This is a genomic window from Alphaproteobacteria bacterium (genome assembly GCA_040216735.1).
GTDB lineage: Bacteria > Pseudomonadota > Alphaproteobacteria > SHVP01 > SHVP01 > CALJDF01.
Map to the genome: position 1 here is coordinate 56,045 of JAVJOO010000003.1, position 21,984 is coordinate 78,028.

Genomic DNA, 21,984 nt, shown 5'->3' on the forward strand with positions numbered 1-21,984 from the left:
CTTAGAGGGGCCAAACCAGCAAGATCATCGGCACCGACACGGCGACGATGATGATTTCCGTAGGCAACCCCACCCGCCAATAATCGCCGAATCGGTAGCCGCCGGGCCCGAGGATCAGCGTATTGTTCTGGTGGCCGATCGGCGTCAGGAAAGCACAACTCGCGCCGATGGCAACCGCCATCAGGAAAGCATCCGGATTGACCCCGAGCTGTAGTGCGGTGCCATATGCGATCGGCGCGGCGACGACGGCTGTCGCGGCGTTATTCATGATGTCCGACAGCGTCATCGTGATGATGAGGATGACGGTGAGTATGGTTGCAGGGGCCAGCGTCCCCGACAAATCGACAATGCCGCTGGTGATCAAGGCCGTCATTCCGGTCGCCTCAAGCGCACCGCCGATCGGCATCATCGCCCCCAACAGTACGACGACTGGCCAGTCGATTGCCTCATAGACGTCGCGCAGCGGGACGACATTAGTAATCACCACAAAGACCGCCGCCGCGCCAAACGAGACCGGGAGCGCCACAAGGCCCGCGATGTTGGCGGCGATCGCCACGGCAAAGGCAATCACGACCAGCGACGCCTTGCGCCCAGGGCCGTTGCTGAGCTTTCGCGGCGCAAGTGGAAGGCAGCCCAGCGCACTCACGGTCCGCCGCACGTTGTCCTCGTCACCGTGCAGAAGCAGCACGTCGCCCGGGCGGAAGCGCGCTTGATACAAGCGGTCGCGGATGGGTCGTCCTTGTCGAGAAATGCCAAGCAAGTGAAGTCCGGCGCGCCCGGTCAGGCCGACGAGCCGGGGCGTTTGTCCGGTGAGCGAGGACCGGGGCGGGATCACGGCCTCTAGAAGGATCGTGTTCTCACCCTCCAGGTCGATGGCGCCGTCGTTGGACGCGCCCGCCAATTCGAAGCCGGCATCTTTCACATAGGCGGTCAACGCCTCCGGGGGAGCTTCGACAATAAGGCGATCGCCGACGCGCAACGGAAGGTAGCGCACCCGCGAATAGCCGCGGGTGCCTTCGCGGATCAGGCCGAGGATCTTGACGTCGGCTTCGCTCGCATCGTGGTGGAGGTCGTGAATCGTTTGGCCGATAGCCGCGGAGTCTTCGCCGACCGCGATCTCCGCTACGTAATCGTCGATCTCGAACAAGGCCTTTTCTTCGGTGAACTTGAGGCGCGCCTGTGGGATCAAGCGCCAACCGATGAAAGCGATGAACAAGACACCGGCGATCGCGGCAACGCCGCCCACCGGCGAGAAGGCAAACATGCCGAATGCCTCACCGCTCACGGTGCCGCGGTAATTGGCCACGATGATGTTGGGCGGGGTCCCGATCAGGGTAATCAGGCCGCCCAGGATCGAGGCAAAGGATAGCGGCATCAGAACGACCGCAGGAGAGCGCGCGGCCTTCACCGCTGACTGGATGGCGACCGGCATGAGCAAGGAGAGCGCCCCGATATTGTTCATGATCGCCGAAAGCGGCGTTGCGATCAGGCTCAGCGCGCAGATGTGCATCGTCGGGGTCTTGGTCGCCGGCGCCAGCAGGTTGCTCAGGCTTTCGACTACCCCGGAATTGCTGAGCGCCCGGCTCAAAACCAAGACCGCGATGACGGTAATCGTGGCGGGATGACCGAAACCGGTGAAAGCCTGGTCGCCGGGGACTACACCCAAAAATACCGCGGCAATCAAACAAACGAAGGCGACGATATCGTAGCGCCACTTGCCCCACACAAAGCCGATGAGGGCCGCGCTGACGACGCCACTAATGGCAATTTGCTCGTAGGTCATGGCGACATCGGCCAGATCACCGCGAGGAGAGGGACGCTAAGAACCACGATCAAAACCTTGAGCGGCAAACCCATGCGCCAGTAGTCCCCAAATCTGTACCCGCCGGGGCCCATAATCAACGCATTGTTTTGATGGCCGATCGGCGTCAAGAAAGCGCTCGATGCGCCAATCGCAACGGCCATCAAGAACGCGTCCGGGCTGACGTCGAGCGCCTGACCGAGGCTGAAGGCGATCGGGGCGGTCACCAGTGCCGTGGCGGCATTGTTCATGATGTCGGTCATGATCATCGTGACAACCATCAACACGGTGAGGACGACCAGCGGCGACATGCCGTCGGTCATCCCGAGGATACCGGACGCGATAAGATCGCCGGTCCCGGTCGATTCAATGGCAAACCCGACAGGAATCATCGCGCTAAGAAGCACAACGATGGGCCAATCGATCGCGTCGTACATCTCGCGGGCCGGCACGATGTTGGCCAACACCACCGCCAGTGCGCCAGCGGTCAGCGCGAGTTCGAAAGGCAGCAAGCCGGACGCGGATACAATCAATGCGGCTGCGAAAATCGCGAAGGCAAGGAACGCCTTAGGGCCGCTCCCCGAGGTCACGCGCTTCTCGCCCAGGGGCAGACATCCGAGGCTGGGCACGACCTGAGACAACCGTTCGGAATCTCCTTGGAACAAGAGGATGTCGCCAACCTGCAAGCTAACCTGGCCGAGTCGTTCGCGCAGGCGTTCGCCGCGCCGCGAAATCGCCAGCAGATTGATGCCGTATCGTCCGGTGAGACGAAGCGATATCGACGTGCGCCCGATGAGCGACGAACGCGGCGCAATGACCGCCTCGCTCAGAACATAGTCCGGGCCCCGCAACATCGTTTGGATGTCGACATCGTCTGTAGCGAGTTCGAGACCGAGCGCCTGCATAAAATCGGCGATTTCCTTGGCACCGCCCTCGACGATGACAAGGTCCCCCGCTTTGATCGTCTGATGCCGGGCGGAAACGAAAATGCGCAAGCCGTTGCGCAGGAGGCCGATCAGAACGACATCGTGCAGATCGCTAATCGCGTCGATTTCGCCGATCGTTTTGCCCAATGCGTTCGACGACTCGGCGACGCGCCCCTCCGCGATGTAATCCTCAATTTTGAAGAGGTTCTGCATCGGCATATCCGCCAGCCGCCGGCGGGGGATCAACCGCCACCCGACAAAGGTGATGAACAGAACGCCAGCGACGGCGACGACTGCGCCAACCGGTGCAAAGTCGAACATGCCGAAGGGCTCGCCAACGACGCTGCCCCGGTAGCCCGCCACAATGATGTTGGGAGGCGTTCCGATCAGGGTCACAAGCCCACCTAGGATCGAACCAAACGAAAGTGGCATCAAGACGATGGCGGGCGAACGCCGTGCACGTGTAGCGGATTGAATTGCAACGGGTAGCAACAACGACAGGGCCCCGATGTTGTTCATCACCGTCGAAAGAAGGGCGCCCAAACCGGTAAGTGTGCCGACATGCGCGACCGGGCGCCGCGTGACCGGCGTTAGGCGGCGCGCCACCGCATCGACCAGCCCGGAATTCGACAGCCCGCGACTCAGGATAAGGACGGCAACGACGGTGATCGTGGCCGGATGGGCGAAGCCGATAAAGGCCTCGTGAGTCGGGACAATGCCGAGACCGACGGCCAGGACCAGCGCGAAAAGCGCCACAATGTCGTAGCGCCACCGGCCCCAGATGAATCCGGCAAGGGCAAGGCCAAGGACGCTGAGGACGGCGATCTGGTCAAACGACACGGTGCCGCTCCGTAGGCTTTGCGGGGCGGTCGCGGCTGGGAGGGTGATGCCCTACGACGATGGCCGGCTCTGGCGTAGTTTTGCCGTCGCAGTGTCGTCGACCGCGGCATTGGCGATCACAACGCCGTAGTCCGTCTTTGCCTGGTCGGCCCCGATGTAGCCGTCGAGTACGTCGTCGAGAACCTCGCCGGGGTCGCGCGCGAAGGGATCGCCGTAGCCGCCGCCGCAGGGACCTTGAGCCACGAAGGTGTCGCCTGTGTTCGCCGCCCGGTAAGGAAGCTTCGAGGGCAAATCCTCGGACTTACCGTCGTGCCGGTCGAAGCGCAGGCTCGCCGGATCGCCCTCCTGGCCGCCGTCGAAGCCCCACGGCTTGAATAGATGGCCCTCGCCCTCGACGGAGTAGCCGCCATCGCCGAGAAAAGTGAATTCCCGAATGGCCCCAATCCCGCCGCGCCACTGCCCGGCCGGGACCACCCCTTCGCGCATCTCGTAGCGATCGACCCGCAGCGGAAGGTGGGATTCGATGTCCTCAATCGGATTGTTGCGGGTGTTGGCGTAAAGCGTGTCGACGGCGTCCATACCGTCCTTGCCGTGGCGTCCGCCGTAGGCGCCTTCGAAGATCTCCATGTGGACCCAATGTTGGCCCTTCTCCAGACCGGAAAAGGCGATCACCTTCAAATTGCCGACGCCGGCGCTGATCTGTTTCGGCACCGCCGGGGCCAGTGCGCGCATCAACGTATCGGCGATCATCACCCCCGGCGAAAACCGTGCAATGACGGGCGCCGGGAATTCTGGATTTGCCAACGACCCCTTGGGCGCGACGATCTTGATGGGACGGGTCAGTCCGCTGTTCTGCGGCACATGGCCGACGGTTGCGGTGTCGGCGAGGATCGACCGCACGGTCAACCAGATCGCCACGTCGACCGTGCCTTCGAACGGCATATTGATCGGCAGGTTGATCTGATCGGCGGTACCGGTCAGGTCGACCGTCATGTCGCTGCCGGCGATCGTGACCGTGACCACGATCGGAAGGTTCTTCTCTTTTGGGTTTTCGCTGTTCTCGTAACCGTCGATATGGCCGGTCGCGGTGTAGACCCCATCGGGGATGTTGCCGATGGCGGTGCGCATCATCTTCTCGGAGGCGTCCATCAACGCTTCTGAGGCCGCCGTCACCGTGTCTAGACCGTAACGTTCGATCAGAGCGATGAACCGCTGCGCTCCAATGCGCGAGGCGGCGATCTGGGCTTCCATGTCGTCGACGACAAGGTGCGAAGCCCGGATATTATCGCGCAGCATGTGCCACACCATGTCGTTCTTCTTGCCTTGGTCGAAGACCTTGATGGCTTTGAACTGCAGACCCTCGGCGTAGACGTCCATCGCATCGACAATCCCGCACGAGCCGGGGCTCAGCGATCCGATATCGAGATGATGGGCGGTCGTTGCCGACCAGCCAACCAGCTTGCCGCCAAAGAATACCGGTACGGCGAACAACACGTCCGGCCCGTGAGACGAGCCGCCGTAGGGGTCGTTGTGCATGATGACGTCGCCCGGCATCACCGTCTCGCCGCGCGCTTCGAGCGTGCGGTTGATCCCTTTGATATAGCCGGGGATGGGGCCGGACTGCAGCGGCGTGCTCTGCTTGGACTCGCAAAGTTGACGGCACTGGACATCGACGATCGCAGCGCCGAAATCCTCGGACTCGCGAATAATGGACGAATACGCCATGCGCATCAGCTTGTAGCCCATCTCGACCGCGATGCTCTCTAACGCGCCCTGGATCACGCTGGCGGTGATCGGGTCGACGGCCCGCCGGTTGTCGCCCTGGCTGGGTATGCTGGATGAGGCCATTATTTCTCTCCAACGTGGATGAACAGATTGCCGCTCTGGTCGGCACTGAAGGTACAGGTTGGCGGTACCACCGTCGTCGTGTCTTTCTGCAAAACGATGGCGGGGCCCGGAATGTCTTGGTTCAGCGGCAAAAGCTCGCGCCGATAGTAGGGCGTTTCGAAGGTCTGCAGCTCACCCTCGACCCGAAACATGGATGAATCGCGCCGTACCAGCGCCGCGTCCAACGTTCTATCCGAGGACTCCGTCAGAACGGCCGCTTGAATCTTGGGCATTCGTCCGACGCCGGTCACGCGAACGTTGACCAGTTCGACCGGCGTGTCGGGATAGTTCTGACCGTACTCGCCCAGGTGCATTTCGTGAAAACGGTTGAACACCTCGACCATCAGGGCGTTGTCGACCTGTCCTGCAGGGAAATCGATCCGTAGCTCGTAGCCCTGGCCCGCGTATCGAAAGTCGCCGGCGCGCTGGAATGCCATTTCCTCGTCGCTCAAACCTTCGGCTTTGAACAGGCCCCGAAGGTTGTCCTCCATGGCGTCGAAGTCTTGGTTGATCCGCGGCAGGTCGATTCCGCCTTCGACCTGGAACTCGGTCTTGATCGCATCGTATTTGTGGTCGGTGGTGAGCAATCCGACCGCCGAGGTGATGCCGGGGTAGGGCGGGATAATGACCTCCGCGATACCCAACTCAGCCGCGACTTCGGCGCCGTGCAGCGGCCCGGCGCCGCCGAATGCCACCAACGCGTATTCGCGCGGATCGATGCCCTTTTGCACGGTGCGCGAGCGGATCGCATTGGCCATGCTGGCATTGATGATGGTCAAGATACCTTCGGCGCATTCGTGCACCGTAAGGTCCATGGTCTTGGCGAAGTCGGTCACGACGGCTTCCGCGGCCGGTCCGTCCAACGTCATTTCGCCGCCCAAGAAGTTGTCCTTGCTCAACCGGCCCAAAACGACGTTGGCGTCGGTGACCGTCGGGAGTTTGCCGCCGCGGCCGTAGGCCGCCGGGCCCGGTTGGGAGCCGGCGCTGCGCGGTCCGACCCGGAAGGTGCCGCCGGCGTCGCGCCAAGCGATGCTGCCGCCGCCGGCACCGATCGTATGGATATCGATCATCGGCACCATCAGCGGGAATCCGGCGATCGAGGTATCGCGGGCGGTGGCTTCGCCGAAACGACCGTCGGTGACAATGCCGATATCGGCACTAGTACCGCCGACGTCAAAGGTGATGAGCCGGTTGCGATCCGACAGGGCCCCGCACCAAGCGCCGCCAAGGACGCCGGCGGCCGGTCCGGACAACAGGGTCAGGACGGGGCGCTCGGCCACCAGGCTCGCAGTCGCAACGCCCCCGTTGGAGCCCATGATATGGAGGTCGGCTTTCAGGCCGCTGGCAGCGATGCTGTTGGCCAAGTTCTTGACGTAGTTGCGCACTTTGGGGCCGACAAAAGCGTTCATCGCGGCGGTAGTGAAACGTTCGAACTCGCGGAATTGCGGCGAAATGTCGGACGACGTTGTCACGAAAGCTTCGGGAAACTCCTCCAGAATGATCGCTTTCGCGCGGTCCTCGTGGCTCGGGTCGATGTAGGAGAATAGGAAACACACGGCAATCGCTTCGACGCCTTCTGCCTTTAGCGCGCGTGCCGCCACTCTGACGTCGTTTTCGTCCAGGGCAACGAGGACCTCTCCCTTGGGCGGGGCGATGCGTTCGGCGACGGTCTTGCGATGGCGGCGTTTGATCAGCGGACGGTCCTGCCACGGGATCTCCTGCATGATCGAATAATGCTCGGGCCGCTGGTGACGGCCGATGTGGATGATGTCGCGGTAGCCTTTTGTGGTGACCATTCCCGTCAGGGAGCCGTCGTGTTCGAGCACGGCATTCGTCGCGATGGTCGTCCCGTGCAGTACGTGATCGATCGTCGCACGGTCGATACCGTTGCGTTCGCACAGCTCCAGCAGGCCGCTCATCACTCCCTCCGACGGGTCGTGCGGGGTCGTAGGCACCTTGTGGATGATGGTCTGGTTGGTTGTGGTATCGGTAAATACTAGGTCGGTGAACGTCCCGCCGACATCGACGCCTACAAGCTTCATGCAACTGGTCTCCCGGCGCCCATTGCCTTGGGCGGACTCAATAATTGTTTTTGGGTTGCTGATCCGGCGCAGATTGGGCGACCGCTGGACATCGCGCACCAGCGAGGAATAATAGGTGGTCCAAGGGCGTCCCGTCCAGCCAACGCAACGGCTATCGCGGGGTCGCCGTGCCGCCATCCAGGAGTGTGTCCATTGGCCATCGCAGATGCCGTAAACGAACAAAGGCTGTGGCAGCGCCACATGGATTTGGCGAAGATCGGCGCGACGGCCAAGGGCGGCGTCAACCGGCAGGCCTTCACGCCCGAGGAGGCCGAAGCGCGCAAGCTTTTGGCGGGTTGGGCCGGTGCGCGCGGGTTTACCTGCGCGGTCGACGACATCGGCAATTTGTTTTTCCGGCGTGCGGGCACCGACCCCAACGCCGATCCCGTCGTGACCGGCAGTCATATCGACAGCCAGCCGACCGGCGGAAAATTCGACGGTGCCTATGGCGTCCTAGCGGGCCTAGAAGTTCTCGAGGCGGCAGAAGACCTCGGTATTGAAACGAAACGCCCGCTCGAATTCGTCGCCTGGACCAACGAAGAGGGCGGCCGGTTCCAGCCGGCAACCATGGGATCGGGGGTTTACACCGCGGCGATGGATTTCCAAGAGATGCTGGCGGTCAAGGATCGTGGCGGCGCCACGGTCCGCGACCTGTTGCCGGCGACACTAGCCGCGACACCGGGCGCGGAACGACGCGCCTTCGGCGCACCCTTCGCAGCCTATATCGAGGCCCATATCGAACAGGGCCCGATCCTCGAGATGGAAGAAAAAACCATTGGCGTCGTCAACGGCATTCAAGGGACCCGGTGGTTCGCCATTGATGTCGAAGGGTCGGAGGCGCACGCCGGCACCACACCGTTTTCGGCGCGCCGCGATGCCTTTCGAGCAGCGCACGCCATGATCGCCGAGCTCTACGAGCTGACAGTCGATGAGAAGGACATTCTCCGGTTCACCGTCGGCTGTTTTGAGGTTTCGCCGGGCTCCCCTAATACCGTGCCGGGTCATGTCTATTTCACATTGGATATCCGGCATCCCGATGCCGCAACACTTAAGGCGCTGGGCGATAGGGTCGAGGACGTGTGTCGCCGCAACGCCGGCGGACTGAAACACACGGTGCGGGAAACGTACAATGTCCCACCGATCGCCTTTGACGCCGACGTCGTCGGAAGAATCAGGGCGTGTACCAAGGATTTGGGCCTAAGCCACCGCGACATGATTTCGGGCGCCCTGCACGATGCCAAATACATGAACGATATTTGCCCTGCGGGGATGATCTTTGTGCCGTGCGAAAAGGGTATCAGCCACAACGAGATCGAATCGGCTCGACCTGGCGACCTAGCGGCTGGGGCCCGGGTCCTGGCCGAAGCGATGGTCGCCCTGGCCAACAAGTAGCCCCACGATGAGTCGCATCCTGAATATCGGCGCCGCGCAACTCGGCCCCATTGCCAAGAACGAAACGCGTAAGACCGTCGTCGCGCGCCTCCTCGAGATGATGCGCGAAGGCCACGCGCGCGGGTGCGACGTCATCGTCTATCCGGAGCTTGCGTTGACCACGTTCTTTCCGCGCTGGTTCATCGAAGATCAAGACGAGATCGATTCCTATTTCGAGCGCGCTTTCCCGAGCCCCGTAACCCAACCCCTGTTTGACGAGGCCAAGCGATTAGGGGTCGGTTTTCACATCGGGTATGCGGAACTGGTCGAGGAGTCGGGTGTCACTCGGCGGTTCAATACCGCGGTGGTCGTCGATAAGAGCGGCGAGATCGCGCTCAAGTACCGCAAGATTCATTTGCCCGGGCATGCCGAGCATGAGCCCTACCGGGCTTTCCAGCATCTTGAAAAGCGATACTTCGAGGTCGGCGACCTCGGCTTTCCGGTGGTGTCGGCGCTGGGCGGCAACGTGGGGATTTGCATATGCAACGACCGGCGGTGGCCTGAAGCTTACCGGGTCATGGGCCTGCAAGATGTCGAGGCGATCTTCATCGGTTACAACACCCCGACGCACAATCCACCGGCGCCCCAACACGATCACCTTACCTCATTTCACAACCACTTGAGTATGCAGTCGGGGGCCTATCAGAACGCGACCTGGGTCGCGGGAGTCGCCAAGGCCGGCCGCGAAGAAGGTGTCGATATGCTGGGCCAAAGCGTCATCATCGCGCCCTCCGGCGAAATCGTTGCGATGGCCTCGACATTGGAGGATGAACTTATCGTGGCGAAATGCGATCTAGACCTGTGCCGCTCATACAAGGAAACCTGGTTTGCCTTCGAGAAGCACCGGCGGCCGGAACACTACGGATTGATCGTCGAGCGAGCCGGCGCACGGCCACCGGGATCGCCGTCATGAATATTCGCCGCGACTTTATCGATACGCCACAAGGCCAGCTTCACGTTGTGACGGCGGGCCCTGCCGCCGAGACGGCAATGCCCCTGGTGATGATCCCGCAGATGAGCGCGCTGGAACAGGTTCGCTTGATGGTGGCGCTTGGCGAACGTCCCACGATTGCGATCGACCCTCTGGGTCTAGGCGACTCCGATCCGGTGCCGTGGTCCCAGCCGACGATGGCCGACTATGCCGGCGTGCTCCTTACGGCGCTCTCTGCGCTGAAGATCGAACGGTTCGATCTCTACGGCAGTCACTTCGGTGCCCGTGCGGCGACGGAGATGGCGGTCCTTGCGCCGAAACGGGTGCGCCGTCTGATCCTCGATGGTGCCGGTCACATGGATGCCGCGCAACGCGAGGACTTGGCCAAGAATTACGTTCCGCCGATTGCCGTTGACCAGCACGGCAGCCAAATCCGTTGGAGTTGGCATTTCGTCCGGGATTCGTTTCTTTATTGGCCCTATTTCCGGCGCGAAGCGAAGAACAGCCGGATCGTGGGTCTCCCCTCGGCGGAGGCGTTGCACGACCGAACGGTTCATGCGCTCAAGAACGTGCGGTCGCTCGATAAGAATTTTCGCGCGGCCTTCGAATATCCGACGGACGAGAAGCTCCCACAGGTCGCCTGCCCTACGCTGCTGGGCCGACTGGACGCTGCCTGTGCGGCGCTTATTCCGAAGACCGTTCAGACCGATCACGATTTCTACGATTCTGCGGAAAGCGACGATGCCGCCGTTGACGCATGGGCAAGTTCGATCGCGTCATTCCTCGACAATTCGTGAACGATCGACCCCGCCGGTTAGTGTAGGACTAGCGCGCCTAGCCCACTGGAATACCGCAAGATGAGATATGTAGTTGCGCCGCTGATTGCAGCGGCATGTTGGTTTGTGACCGCGGCTCCCCTGTCGGCCGCCGATTGGTCGATCGAATTCGCGGCGCTTCCCGGCGGGGTCGTGGAGGTGTTCGAGGAGCAGGGAAGGGCGCTCGTCCTCACCCGCTCGGGCGGTTTCTTTCGCATCGGTGAGACCGCTGCCGGCAAAACCGTCACCGAGCGGCTCGGTTCCTATCAACGACCATCCCCTCTGCGGCGTCCTGACATGTTGCCCGACGGAATCGTTACGGTGGGCACAAACGATATCGGCGAGGCCTATCTCACCGGGCCGACCAGCCGCTACCGCCACGGCGTGCTTGGCGATGCGATCGAAGCGAGTGGGCTCAGAGTTCGCTCTAAGAGCGGCAGCGTCTTCGACGTCAAGTTGCCGCCAGACTCCGTCTTTGAAGATATCGCGCCGCGTCTCTATGACATTGATGGAGACGGTCGCGACGAAGTCTTGATTGTCCGCTCTTACGTCGATGCCGGTGCGGCACTCGCGGTCTTTGGCCTCCGCGACCGGAAGCTGGCCCTCGTCGCGGAAACAGCCCCGATTGGGCAGCCCAATCGTTGGCTTAATCCGGTTGGCGTGGCGGATTTCGACGGCGATGGACGCCCCGAAATCGCCCTCGTCAAGACGCCACACATCGGTGGCGTTCTCGAACTCTATAAGCTCGACGGCGGGACGTTGACCATGGCCCATAGTGCGCGCGGTTTCTCCAATCACTTCATCGGATCGCGCGACCTTTATTTATCCTATCTTACCGACATGAACGGCGACGGCATTGTCGATATTGTACTGCCAAGTGCAGACCGTGGTGCCTTGCGCGTCCTGAGTTTCGCCGGCGGTGCATTCAACGAGCTCGGCGAATCGCCATTGCCCGCGCGGGTCTCGACCCGGATTGCCGTCATCAACCCAGCGAGTGGCGCATTTGCGTTTGGACTTGCTGACGGCGCATTGGCTATCGTTCGCAAGCACACCTCGGCCAGCCCTTGATTTCACGCGTTCCAACGCCGAAGATTTCGCGCGGACTGAGAATGCGTTCACACGTCCGAATCGCGGGATGCAATGGACAGCTCTGACAAACTGCACGACGCCGAGACAGAGATCCGGCAGCTCAAGGCGACCGTTGCAGCGCTCCGCGACGAACTCGAACGGAGCGAGGTCGAGAAACAGACCGCGGCGCAGCGTGCCGCCGCCGGGGCGCAGGATGAAATCGTGCAACTCAAAAGCACGGCCCAGGCGCTGAGGGATGAACTCGACAACTTACGGATGGAGAAAGATGCGGCGGTCCAACGTGCCCGCGCGGAGGCCTCGGACGAAATTGCCCAGCTGCGCGCAGCGGCGCAGAGTCTAAGGGACACCGTTGACGAAGTGACGCACGATGCAGAACGACGTGTTCAAGAAGCGCGCGCGGATTCGGCCAACGAGATCAGGCAGTTGAAGAGCGCCGCCCAGGCACTTCGCGACGAACTTGACACGCAACGGTTCGAGGCTCAAAGGAGGGTCCAAACGGCGGTTGCGGAATCCCAAGGGGAGATCGCAACGCTGCGCGAAGCCGCACAATCCCTCAGGGATGCCCTAGACAGGACTCGCGGCGAATATGAGGGTAAAATACAGGACCAGGAGCGCGGTCACCGAGGTGAAGTGACGCATCTCCAGGAGTCCGTTCGCGCTCTGCGCGAGCATTGGGAGAGCCTGCATGGCAATGCAGTCGGAAACGGCAGAGAAGGTAAAGGCTAACGGGCGCAAAGGGCGAGCCAAGAAAAAGGCAACGGTCGCCCCGGATAGTGCTGGCGATGCCGTCGACCGGCGGCGCGATGTCGAGGCGCGCCTGCGCCATGCCGAAATCCTTCTCAGCGTTTCGAAGCGCTGCGCCTCGATTGAGTCGCTCGACGATATTCTGGAAACCTTGGTCGAAATGACCTCGTGGGAACTTGGGTGCGAACGTGGCACTCTGTTCCTCAACGATCCCCAGACCGGCGAACTCTATTCGCGTGTCGCGCAGGGTACGTTCCGGCGCGAAATCCGGATCCTCAACACCAGCGGGATCGCCGGGCACGTCTTCACCAGCGGGAAGGGCGTCATTATTCAAGACGCCTATAGCGACGAGCGCTTCAACCGCGCAATCGACCAGCAAACCGGCTTCACCACCAAGAGTGTCCTCTGCGTACCGATTCGTACGGTCAAAGGCGAAGTGATCGGGGTGATGCAGTCCCTCAACAAGAACGAGGGATCGTTTTCCGAGGACGACCGGCATCTCCTAGAGCAAATGACGACTCAGGCGGCGGTCGCTCTCCAGAGTACCGTATTTGTCGAACGGATGAAGGACACCCGCGAAAAGGAGATGGAGTTCCTCGATCTCGTCGCCGATGTCACGTCGGAACTCGAGCTTGGGACGTTGCTCCAGCGCGTGATGGGCGAGGCAACGCGAATGCTGGGTGCTGAGCGCTCGACGCTGTTTATCAGCGACGAGAAGACCGGAGAACTTTTTTCCCGCGTGGCCCAGGGCGACTCCTCGATCGGCGAGATCCGACTGCCTAACAATGCCGGCATCGCGGGCGCCGTATTCACGTCCGGCAAGAGCGTCAATATTCCCCATGCCTATGCCGATCTCCGTTTCAATCCGGGGTTCGACAAGCAGACAGGGTTCTTCACCCGCTCGATTCTCTGCGTACCGGTATCGAACAAGAGCGGCAAGGTAATCGGTGTTACCCAAGTTCTGAATAAACGCGGCGGTCCCTTTACGACCGAAGACGAGAGCAGACTGAAAGCATTCACCGCGCAAGTTGCGATTGCGCTCGAGAACGCCAAGCTGTTCGACGACATCCAGCAAATGAAGAACTACAACGAGTCGATGCTGGAGAGCATGTCCAACGGCGTCATCACCTTTGACGACGAAGGGGCGATCGTCACCTGCAACAAAGCCGGCCTCCGTATCCTGAAGACCCGCGCCGCGGACGTTCTCGGCAAGACTGCCGAGACGTTTTTTGTCGGCGACAATGCTTGGGTTGTCGATCGCCTCGCCAAAGTTCGCGAAGAACAGGAGCAAGACATCTTCGTCGATGCCGAGCTCAAATTCGGTGGCGACACGATTGCGACGAACCTGACAATCCTTCCCCTGGTTGGGGGCGAAGACGAGAAGCTCGGGTTGATGCTGATGGTCGAGGACATCAGTTCCGAAAAGCGGATGAAGTCCACGATGTCGCGCTATATGGACCCCGGCATCGCCGACCGGTTGATGCGGGACGGCGGCGAAGACATCTTAGGCGGCACAAGCCAAAAGGCGACGGTGCTGTTCTCCGATATTCGAGGGTTCACGACGCTGACCGAAGAGCTAGGCGCCCAAGGGACGGTCTCATTTCTCAACGATTACTTCACGATCATGGTCGATTGCATCTCGCGCGAAGAAGGGATGCTGGACAAGTTCATTGGCGATGCGATCATGGCTGCCTTCGGCCTGCCCATCGCCCACGACGACGACGAGGACCGCGCGGTGCGGGCGTCGATCAGCATGATTCGCGATCTCTGGGCATGGAACAAAGAGCGCGAGACGCACGGGTTGCTACCGGTCGATATGGGGATCGGCCTCAACACCGACACCGTCGTGTCAGGTAACATCGGGTCGCCCAAGCGCATGGATTACACGCTGATCGGCGACGGCGTGAACCTTGCCTCGCGACTCGAAAGTGCCTGCAAGGCCTATTCGGCGCGCATTCTCATCAGCGACCATACCTATAAAAAGTTGCGCGGCACCTACCGGATCCGCGATGTCGATATGGTGGTTGTGAAGGGAAAGACGGAGCCCGTTGGGGTCTATGAGGTTCTCGATTATCACACCGACGAGACGTTCCCGAACCTCATGGATGTGGTCAATTACTTCAACGAAGGCATGAAGCACTACCGTGCCGGAACCTGGAACAAGGCTGTCGACAAGTTCCAGGAAGCGCTCAATCGCAACCCGAGCGACCGGCTATCGCAGACTTATATCGACCGTTGTGTGCATCTGAAAGAGAACCCGCCCGGCGACGCCTGGAACGGCGTTTGGGTCATGACGTCGAAATAGTCAGGCGCCCGCCGAACGCTCCAACGCTTCGACGCCGGGAAGCGTTTTTCCTTCGAGCCATTCGAGAAACGCCCCGCCCGCTGCCGACACATAGCTGAACTGTGTGTCGACGCCGGCCATTGCGAGTGCGGCCATGGTGTCGCCGCCGCCAGCTACGCTGAGTAGCTTGCCCGCCTTCGTTAGCGCCGCCGCGTTGCGTGCAACCGCGAGCGTCCCGGTTTCGAATGGCGCGGTTTCGAATGCGCCCAGCGGGCCGTTCCACACCACCGTGCGGCTGCGATCGAGTATTTCCAGAAGTGCAGCGATGGACCGCGGCCCGACATCGAGGATCATGCTGTTTGCGGGCACGCTCCCGATGTCGATGGTCGTTGTCGGTACGTCCGCCTTTAGTGCCGTGGCAACGACGGCATCCACCGGCAAGACGATCTCGCACCCGCTGCGCGCAGCCGCGGCCTCAACGTCGCGGGCCGTCTCGGCCAAATCCGGTTCGCACAGGCTTTTGCCGATGTCGACGCCGCGGGCGTAGAGGAACGTGTTGGCCATCCCGCCACCGATCGCGAGGTGCTGCACTTTCCCAACTAGGTTGGTGAGGGCGCCCAGCTTGGTCGAGACCTTGGATCCGCCGACAATGGCGGTTACCGGACGCTCCGGCGCGTCGAGCGCCCGGTGCAAGGCGTTCAATTCGGCTTGCATCCCCCGACCGGCGGCGCTCGGAAGGAAATGCGTGATCCCCTCGATGGAGGCGTGGGCCCGGTGCGAACAGGAAAACGCTTCGTTGACGTAAATGTCACCCAGTGCAGCGAGCGCCTTGGCGAGATCAGGATCGTTCTTCTCCTCGCCGGCATGGAACCGAAGGTTTTCCATCAAGATAATTTCGCCCGGCTCGAGCTCCGCCACGGCCTCTTGGGCTGCGGGCCCGACGCAGGTGTCCGAGAACGGGATGGGCGGTCGTCCCAGAGCGGTCCCGAGAACCTCCCGAACGCGCCGCAGCGACAGCGCCGCCTCGAACTTCCCCTTCGGCCGGCCGAAGTGCGAGAGCACAACCACCCGGGCGCCACTCGCGAGCAATTCCCGTAACGTCGGTACCAGACGTTCGATCCGGAGGCCGTCGGTCATCGCCAGGTCTTCCATCGGCACGTTGAGGTCGGCGCGGACAAGAACGGTCTTTCCGTCGACGTCGATATCGTCAAGCGTACGAAGGTTTTCCATGGGTTTCTCGGTTTCCGACGGGGCGGCGCGAACCATACCGACTCGCACCAGCCCCTTCAACGCGCCAGCCATCGCGTTTGTGTCGCCAAGAGATAGGACTTTAGGGAACCGTTTGGATCACGGGGTCGACGCGCGCCAGTTCGTCGACCGGAATATGGCAAGCAATCCGGTGTCCGCTGTCGGTCTCGATCACCGGCGGCAGGTGGGTTTCGCAGATTGCGCCGACCTTGCGGTGGCAGCGGGTGTGAAAGGGGCACCCCGAGGGCGGCTTGAGTGCGCTCGGTGGGCTGCCCTCCAGAACGATCCGCTTCTTTTCGTAACGGGTGTCGGCAATCGGCACCGCCGACAGCAGTGCCTCGGTGTAGGGATGATAGGGCGGCGCGAAAACGTCCGCGGTCAGGCCCATCTCCATGATACGCCCTAGATACATGACGACGACGCGGTCGGCGAGGTAGCGTACCACCCCGAGATCGTGGCTAATGAACAGTAACGTCGTGCCGTGTTCGCGTTGAATGTCCATCAGCAGTTCGGTAACCGCCGCCTGAACCGACACGTCGAGCGCCGACACGGGTTCGTCGGCGACCACAAGCGACGGGTCGCCGGCAAAGGCGCGGGCGATCCCGACGCGTTGTTTCTGCCCGCCAGAGAGTTGCCGCGGTTTGCGGTCGGCAAATTCGCCGGGCAGCTTCACAAGGGCGAGGAGCCGTTGAACCCGGCGGGCAACCTCTTCGCGAGTGCCATGCCGAGAGGAGAGGCGGTCGACAACTCGAGCAATCTGCTTGCCCACGGTATGGCTCGGGTTGAGCGTCTCGTTGGGGTCCTGGAAGATCATTTGTAACGAGGCGAGTTGCGCTTTGCTGCGTTTGCGTACCGGCGTCTCCCCGATCGCCTTGCCGTTGAGCACGATTTCGCCGTCGCTTGCCGTTTCCAATCCCATTAGGACCTTGGCAAAGGTCGACTTGCCGCAACCCGACTCGCCCACGATGGCCAGAGTCTCGCCCCGTTGCGCCACCAGGGAAATCGCTTCGTTCGCCTTGACCTCGACGGCACCCCGGCGAGAAATCAACGCCCCGATGCTGCGGTCTTTGATCGTGTAGTACTTTTTCAGGTCGGTAACCCGCAGCACTTCCATCGTGACGTCACGGGCCGATGCTGCGGGACCTTGCCGGGTGCCGTCGTCTGCGTCGAAGTCTATCTCTGACCATTGCGTGCAGCGCACGCGGTGCCCGCCGCCGTCGTCGGTTAAGGTCACCGGCCCGGTATCGCACCGGCCGGGTGCAAAATAGTCGCAGCGCGGCGCGAAGTTGCAGCCCACCGGACGTTCGTTCGGCAACGGCAACTGGCCGCGAATCGGCGCCAGCGGTTTTGACGCCTTGTCGGTGTCGGGTAGCGGGATACAGTCGAACAATCCCTTGGTGTAGGGATGGCGGGGTGCGTCGAATAATGTCCCGACGCTCGCTTCCTCGACGACCTCGCCGGAATACATCACGTTCACGCGCGAGCACGTTTCCAGCACGAGGCCGAGGTTGTGTGAGATGTACAGCATCCCGGTCCGGTGTTTCGCTGCGAGCGAGCCGATCAGATCGACGATGCCGGCCTCAACCGTCACGTCGAGGGCCGTGGTAGGCTCGTCCAAGAGCAGCAACGACGGTCGCGCCAGAAGCGCCATCGCAATCACCACCCGTTGCTGTTGGCCGCCCGAGATTTGATGAGGGTAGGACGCAGCAACCCGCGCCGGGTCGGGGAGCCCAACATCTTCCAAGGCCGCCATGCTCTGGTCGTAGGCGTCTGAGCGCGACGCTCCACCATGGTAGATCGGGACTTCCAGCAGTTGGTCGCCGACGGTCATACTCGGGTTCAGCGCCGACATGGGTTCTTGGTACACCATCGCTATTTCGCCGCCACGTAGCGCGCGCAATTCGTGCGGCGGTAGTGTCGTGATGTCGCGGCCCTTGAACAGAATTTGGCCGCCAACGATGGCGCCGCTTCGTCCGAGATACCGCATGATTGCCAGGGCGACCGTCGATTTGCCGCAACCCGATTCGCCCACGAGCGCAATAGCTTCGCCGGTTTCCAGGCGCAGCGAAAAGTCGATGACCGCTGGGATCTCGCCCGCCCGTCCGAAATAGGAAATCGATAGATTCCGAATATCGAGAAGCGGCGCGGCGGACGGGTCCGGGGCGTCCACTAGCGCTCGTTCAGTCATGGAGAGAAACCTCCCTGATCCCGTCCGCCAAGAGGTTGAAGCCGAGGACCAGCGATGAAATAGCGATGCACGGAATAATGGTCATATGTGGAAAAGCGAGGGCGAGGGCGCGCGCCTCGTTGATCATGCCGCCCCAGTCCGGGTCGGGCGGCGGCAGACCGAGGCCGAGGAACCCGAGTACGCCAATGGTGATGATCACGTAGCCGATACGCAAACAACCGTCGACGATCAGCGGCCCGCGGGCGTTAGGCAGAATTTCGATCAGCATGATGTACCAGGGACTCTCGCCGCGCGTCTGGGCGGCGGCGACGTAGTTCCGGGTACGTAGATCGAGAACTAAACCGCGGACGATGCGCATGACGCCCGGCGCGCTGGCAAAGGTCACGGCAATGACAATGTTGATCCCGGATGCGCCGATGGTCGCGATGATGAGGATGTAAAGAACCAGCACCGGGAAGGACAGAATGATATCGCTGATGCGCGACAGAACATCGTCGATCCATCCGCCGAAATAGCCAGCTGCTAGGCCCATCGCGATGCCGACGACATACGCGCTCGCGGTTGCCAAGGGTGCAAAGAATAGAACGGTTCGGGCACCCCACATGATGCGGCTGAGGATGTCGCGGCCGAGCTGATCGGTCCCCAACAGGAAAATGCCGCCGTTGGGCGCCGCCGTGAAGGGGACGGCAAAGGGCTGGATCTGTGCGTTGGGTGGAAAGGGCGCGATCAGCGGCGCCAACAGGGCGACGACGATCCAAAATCCGACCAGGCCGCATCCGGCGATCGCGATCTTGCTTTCACGCAATAGGGCGAGCGAGCGAAGCCCTTTGATGAAGGCGCGGCCGGCCGCGCTCGAATCGAACGCCGAAGGTGTGTCGTGCGCGCTCATGCGAGCCGGATCCGCGGGTTGAGGTAGGTGTAGCCGATGTCGGCAAGGGTCTGGGTGGTTACCGCGACAAATACAGCCACCATCGTGCAAGCTTCGATCAAGAAAATGTCTTGATTCAGAGATGCCTCCAATAGGAGGCCGCCGAAGCCCTTATAGGCAAAGAAAAATTCGACGACGATTACGCCTGATAGCAGCCAGTTCACCTGCAACATGATCACGGTGAACGGGGCGATAAGGGCATTGCGCAGCGCGTGGCGAAAAACGACCCGTCGAAACGGCAACCCTTTCAAGACGGCCGTGCGAATGTAAGGTGTGGTCATCACTTCGGCCATCGACGCGCGAGTCATGCGGGTCACATAGCCTACGTCGTACAGGACGAGCACCATGACGGGCAGAAAAAGCTGGAGCGGGTCGAATCCATCTGTCATCCCCGACGTGCCCGGCAATAGGCCGAGCGAAAAAACGAACAACGCCGAAAGAAAAACGGCGCTGGCAAATTCCGGTACCGACGTCGTGATGATGCTGGTGATCGAAATCGCCCGGTCCAACGCCGAACCCTCGCGCATCCCGGCCAAGACCCCAAGGGTTAACGACAGAGGCACCAGGATGGCGAACGTCCAGAACGCGAGGATTGCGGTGTTCCATAGCCGCGGCCACAGAACATCGGCCACCGGCGTTTTGAAGCGGATGGACTCGCCGAAATCGCCGGTCACCATGCCGCCAAGCCAACTGAGGTAGCGGGTCCAGAGCGGTTCGAGATAGCCGTTTGCTTCAAGCCAAAGTTGGCGCTGTTCCTCCGACGAGTACGGCCCCAGCACCTTCGTCGCGACGTTGCCCGGCTGAAATTCTAGGAGGACGAACAGCAACAACGACACGATCAGCATCGTGAGGATCATGAGTCCCAGTCGCTTGGTCACGAAGAACAGCATGGGTGCCCGATAATGTCGTTGTTGTGTTGAAAAAATCGGGCCGGTTCAGCAGGTGCGCCAAACCGGCCCAAAAGGGTTTCTGGTCGTTCGGAGTTTAGGCGAGCCAGACCTTGTTGTAGTGGTGTTCGAACGCCACGTGGGCGTAGATCCCTTTGACGCGGTTTGTTCGAGATACGAATACCGAGCGCCAGAACGTCTGGGCGATCACGGCGTCGTCGCGTAGGACCTGCTGGATCTTGGCCATCACTTTGCGGCGCTCGCCGACATCCACCAAACCGCCCGCTTCATCGAGCAATCGGTCGAACTCCGGATTGTTGTAGGACGTTTCGTTCCATGCCACGCCCGAGCGATAGGCGAGGTTGAGAACCTGTACCCCAAGCGCGCGGTGAGTCCACGACGTGAATCCAAATGGCGTCGATAGCCAGCGGTCCCAGTAGGTACCGCCGGGCATAATGTTGATTTCGAGGTCGATCCCTGCAGGTTTGACCATTTCGGCAATGGCTTTACAGGTGTTTTGTTCCCAGGTCGGGTTGGCCACGCAATCGATGCGGAGCTTTAGGCCGTTGGGGTGCCCGGCTTCCGCGAGGAGTCGCTTTGCCTTGGCGTAATCCTGCTTAAGCGGGGGGAGTTCTGCGTGTTCAGGGTGAATCGGGGCAACGTGATCGTCGAAGCCGACAGCGCCCAGTCCGCTATAGACCACATCGAGGATACGCGATCTGTCGAGGCAGGCCTGAACGGCCTGTCGAACCTTGACGTTGTCGAATGGCGCTTCGGTCACCTTCATGCGGGCAACGCCGGCCTGCGCGGTGACTGCCTGCATCACCTCGACATTCGGTAGGCTGCGCATGGTCGGGACTTGCTCGACACTGGTTTGATAATTGGTGTCGACCTGGCCCGAAGCGAAGGCGGCGATCTCCGCCGCGGGATCGTCGCCGTTGTCGATGTAGGTGACCTGATCGAGGTAGACGTCGCCCGACCAGTGCTTGCCTGCGCGTTTCTTGAGCACAGCGACCTCGCCGACGCCAAACCTATCCAAGGCGAAGGCGCCGGTGCCGATCGCGCTTTTCGACCAGTCGCCGCCGGCAAAGCTTCGGTGCGCGATCAAGGCCGGGTAATCAGCCATCGATTCCGGCAGAGAGAGGTCGGGGCGGGCCAGGTGGAAGCGGACCGTGTGGTCGTCCACCCGCTCCAGTGCGCCAGACGCCATGCGGGTCGACATCATCGCTTTGCCGTCGTCGTCTTTCTTGCCCGTATCGACCGTTTCGGTCATCGAGCTGAAGCGGCCTTGGTTCGACGAACCAGTCGCGGGGTCGAGCCATCGTTCGAAATTGGCGATCACGTCGTCGGCGCCAAATGTGTCGCCGTTCGACCACTTCACGCCCTTGCGTAGGTTGAATGTCCAGGTCTTCAAATCGTCCGACGCGGTCCAGCTTTCAGCAAGGTGTGGCCGGGCAACGTTGTTCTTATCGATTTGTACCAGCGGTTCGATGACGTGACGCGCGACGTCGCCTTTTTCACCCCAATCGAATATCGCGGGGTCGGATACTTCTTTCACATTCATCGAGACGCGAAGATTGCCGCCGAATTTCGGGTTTTCCTGCGCATGGGCGGGACGCGGGGTCGCGCCAGCCAATGCATAGGCCGCCGTCGCGGAAACGCCAAGAACCGCCGCGCTTTGTACGAATTCCCGGCGGCTGATCCCACCTTTCTGAGCTGATCGACCAGTTCTGGAATGAGCGGATGGGTGGTCTTGTCGTCCTTCATGGCGTCGTGTCCTCCGGTGGCAATTGAGGTTGTTACAAGGGGATTCCCAAGGTTAGGAGTCATTTTTTCTATGTAAGTATTTAGTATCCAAAAGTATTCGATCGTTAGTCCTTTGGGTCTCTAAATAAAAAAATGAC

15 protein-coding genes are annotated in these 21,984 nt (G+C 61.3%); 6 read left to right on the plus strand and 9 right to left on the minus strand.

Annotation, left to right across the window (positions count from 1 at the left end; genetic code table 11):
• Window position 1: 1 nt before the first annotated feature.
• Genes RID42_08380 through RID42_08395 form a run of 4 tightly spaced genes read right to left on the minus strand, consistent with a single transcriptional unit; the run spans window position 2 to window position 7,496 of the window.
• On the minus strand, window positions 2–1,783 hold the full coding sequence (locus RID42_08380; protein MEQ8247686.1) for an SLC13 family permease: 1,782 nt from the start codon (window positions 1,781–1,783) through the stop codon (window positions 2–4).
• On the minus strand, window positions 1,780–3,567 hold the full coding sequence (locus RID42_08385) for an SLC13 family permease (GenBank protein ID MEQ8247687.1): 1,788 nt from the start codon (window positions 3,565–3,567) through the stop codon (window positions 1,780–1,782). The genes RID42_08380 and RID42_08385 overlap by 4 nt, the downstream gene beginning before the upstream one ends.
• A gap of 51 nt (window positions 3,568–3,618) precedes the next feature.
• Complete coding sequence (locus RID42_08390; protein MEQ8247688.1) at window positions 3,619–5,415, minus strand: hydantoinase B/oxoprolinase family protein; 1,797 nt, start codon at window positions 5,413–5,415, stop codon at window positions 3,619–3,621.
• A complete protein-coding gene (locus RID42_08395; protein ID MEQ8247689.1) occupies window positions 5,415–7,496 on the minus strand; it encodes a hydantoinase/oxoprolinase family protein in 2,082 nt (693 codons plus the stop codon). Before RID42_08395 ends, RID42_08390 begins: the two co-directional genes overlap by 1 nt.
• Window positions 7,497–7,688: 192 nt before the next feature.
• On the opposite strand from RID42_08395, the gene RID42_08400 reads away from it, so the two are divergent.
• The 6 genes from RID42_08400 to RID42_08425 all read left to right on the plus strand — a co-directional run bounded on the left by RID42_08400 (window position 7,689) and on the right by RID42_08425 (window position 14,850).
• The gene (locus tag RID42_08400) at window positions 7,689–8,927 is read left to right on the plus strand and encodes a Zn-dependent hydrolase (GenBank protein MEQ8247690.1); all 1,239 of its coding nucleotides are present in this window, start codon (window positions 7,689–7,691) and stop codon (window positions 8,925–8,927) included.
• A 7-nt stretch (window positions 8,928–8,934) separates the two neighbouring features.
• The gene (locus RID42_08405; GenBank protein MEQ8247691.1) at window positions 8,935–9,879 is read left to right on the plus strand and encodes an N-carbamoyl-D-amino-acid hydrolase; all 945 of its coding nucleotides are present in this window, start codon (window positions 8,935–8,937) and stop codon (window positions 9,877–9,879) included.
• Window positions 9,876–10,694 carry an alpha/beta hydrolase gene (locus tag RID42_08410; GenBank protein ID MEQ8247692.1) on the plus strand — a complete coding sequence of 273 codons (819 nt, stop codon included), beginning with the start codon at window positions 9,876–9,878 and terminating at the stop codon, window positions 10,692–10,694. Before RID42_08405 ends, RID42_08410 begins: the two co-directional genes overlap by 4 nt.
• A 105-nt stretch (window positions 10,695–10,799) precedes the next feature.
• Window positions 10,800–11,780 (plus strand): VCBS repeat-containing protein, encoded by a 981-nt coding sequence (locus RID42_08415; GenBank protein MEQ8247693.1) that lies wholly within the window; start codon window positions 10,800–10,802, stop codon window positions 11,778–11,780.
• A 72-nt stretch (window positions 11,781–11,852) separates the two neighbouring features.
• Window positions 11,853–12,527, plus strand: a complete 675-nt coding sequence (locus tag RID42_08420) for a hypothetical protein (GenBank protein MEQ8247694.1) — start codon at window positions 11,853–11,855, stop codon at window positions 12,525–12,527.
• Window positions 12,487–14,850, plus strand: coding sequence for a GAF domain-containing protein (locus RID42_08425; GenBank protein MEQ8247695.1), 2,364 nt, complete (start codon window positions 12,487–12,489; stop codon window positions 14,848–14,850). The genes RID42_08420 and RID42_08425 overlap by 41 nt, the downstream gene beginning before the upstream one ends.
• On the opposite strand, the gene RID42_08430 is transcribed toward RID42_08425, so the two are convergent.
• The 5 genes from RID42_08430 to RID42_08450 form a co-directional block, all read right to left on the minus strand.
• Complete coding sequence (locus RID42_08430; protein MEQ8247696.1) at window positions 14,851–16,059, minus strand: phosphoglycerate kinase; 1,209 nt, start codon at window positions 16,057–16,059, stop codon at window positions 14,851–14,853. It lies immediately after the preceding gene.
• Between the two features lie 100 nt (window positions 16,060–16,159).
• Complete coding sequence (locus RID42_08435; protein MEQ8247697.1) at window positions 16,160–18,265, minus strand: ABC transporter ATP-binding protein; 2,106 nt, start codon at window positions 18,263–18,265, stop codon at window positions 16,160–16,162.
• On the minus strand, window positions 18,258–19,154 hold the full coding sequence (locus RID42_08440; GenBank protein MEQ8247698.1) for an ABC transporter permease: 897 nt from the start codon (window positions 19,152–19,154) through the stop codon (window positions 18,258–18,260). The genes RID42_08435 and RID42_08440 overlap by 8 nt, the downstream gene beginning before the upstream one ends.
• The gene (locus RID42_08445) at window positions 19,151–20,083 is read right to left on the minus strand and encodes an ABC transporter permease (protein MEQ8247699.1); all 933 of its coding nucleotides are present in this window, start codon (window positions 20,081–20,083) and stop codon (window positions 19,151–19,153) included. The genes RID42_08440 and RID42_08445 overlap by 4 nt, the downstream gene beginning before the upstream one ends.
• Before the next feature lie 94 nt (window positions 20,084–20,177).
• Window positions 20,178–21,716, minus strand: a complete 1,539-nt coding sequence (locus tag RID42_08450) for an ABC transporter substrate-binding protein (GenBank protein MEQ8247700.1) — start codon at window positions 21,714–21,716, stop codon at window positions 20,178–20,180.
• Window positions 21,717–21,984 lie beyond the last annotated feature (268 nt).

Excerpts from the sequence above, each read along its gene's own strand:
- RID42_08440 (MEQ8247698.1), bottom strand. The coding sequence starts at position 19,154 with ATGAGCGCGCACGACACACCTTCGGCGTTCGATTCGAGCGCGGCCGGC.
- RID42_08420 (MEQ8247694.1), top strand. The coding sequence starts at position 11,853 with ATGGACAGCTCTGACAAACTGCACGACGCCGAGACAGAGATCCGGCAG.
- RID42_08425 (MEQ8247695.1), top strand. The coding sequence starts at position 12,487 with ATGGCAATGCAGTCGGAAACGGCAGAGAAGGTAAAGGCTAACGGGCGC.
- RID42_08445 (MEQ8247699.1), bottom strand. The coding sequence starts at position 20,083 with ATGCTGTTCTTCGTGACCAAGCGACTGGGACTCATGATCCTCACGATG.
- RID42_08390 (MEQ8247688.1), bottom strand. The coding sequence starts at position 5,415 with ATGGCCTCATCCAGCATACCCAGCCAGGGCGACAACCGGCGGGCCGTC.
- RID42_08395 (MEQ8247689.1), bottom strand. The coding sequence starts at position 7,496 with ATGAAGCTTGTAGGCGTCGATGTCGGCGGGACGTTCACCGACCTAGTA.
- RID42_08405 (MEQ8247691.1), top strand. The coding sequence starts at position 8,935 with ATGAGTCGCATCCTGAATATCGGCGCCGCGCAACTCGGCCCCATTGCC.
- RID42_08435 (MEQ8247697.1), bottom strand. The coding sequence starts at position 18,265 with ATGACTGAACGAGCGCTAGTGGACGCCCCGGACCCGTCCGCCGCGCCG.
- RID42_08430 (MEQ8247696.1), bottom strand. The coding sequence starts at position 16,059 with ATGGAAAACCTTCGTACGCTTGACGATATCGACGTCGACGGAAAGACC.
- RID42_08380 (MEQ8247686.1), bottom strand. The coding sequence starts at position 1,783 with ATGACCTACGAGCAAATTGCCATTAGTGGCGTCGTCAGCGCGGCCCTC.
- RID42_08410 (MEQ8247692.1), top strand. The coding sequence starts at position 9,876 with ATGAATATTCGCCGCGACTTTATCGATACGCCACAAGGCCAGCTTCAC.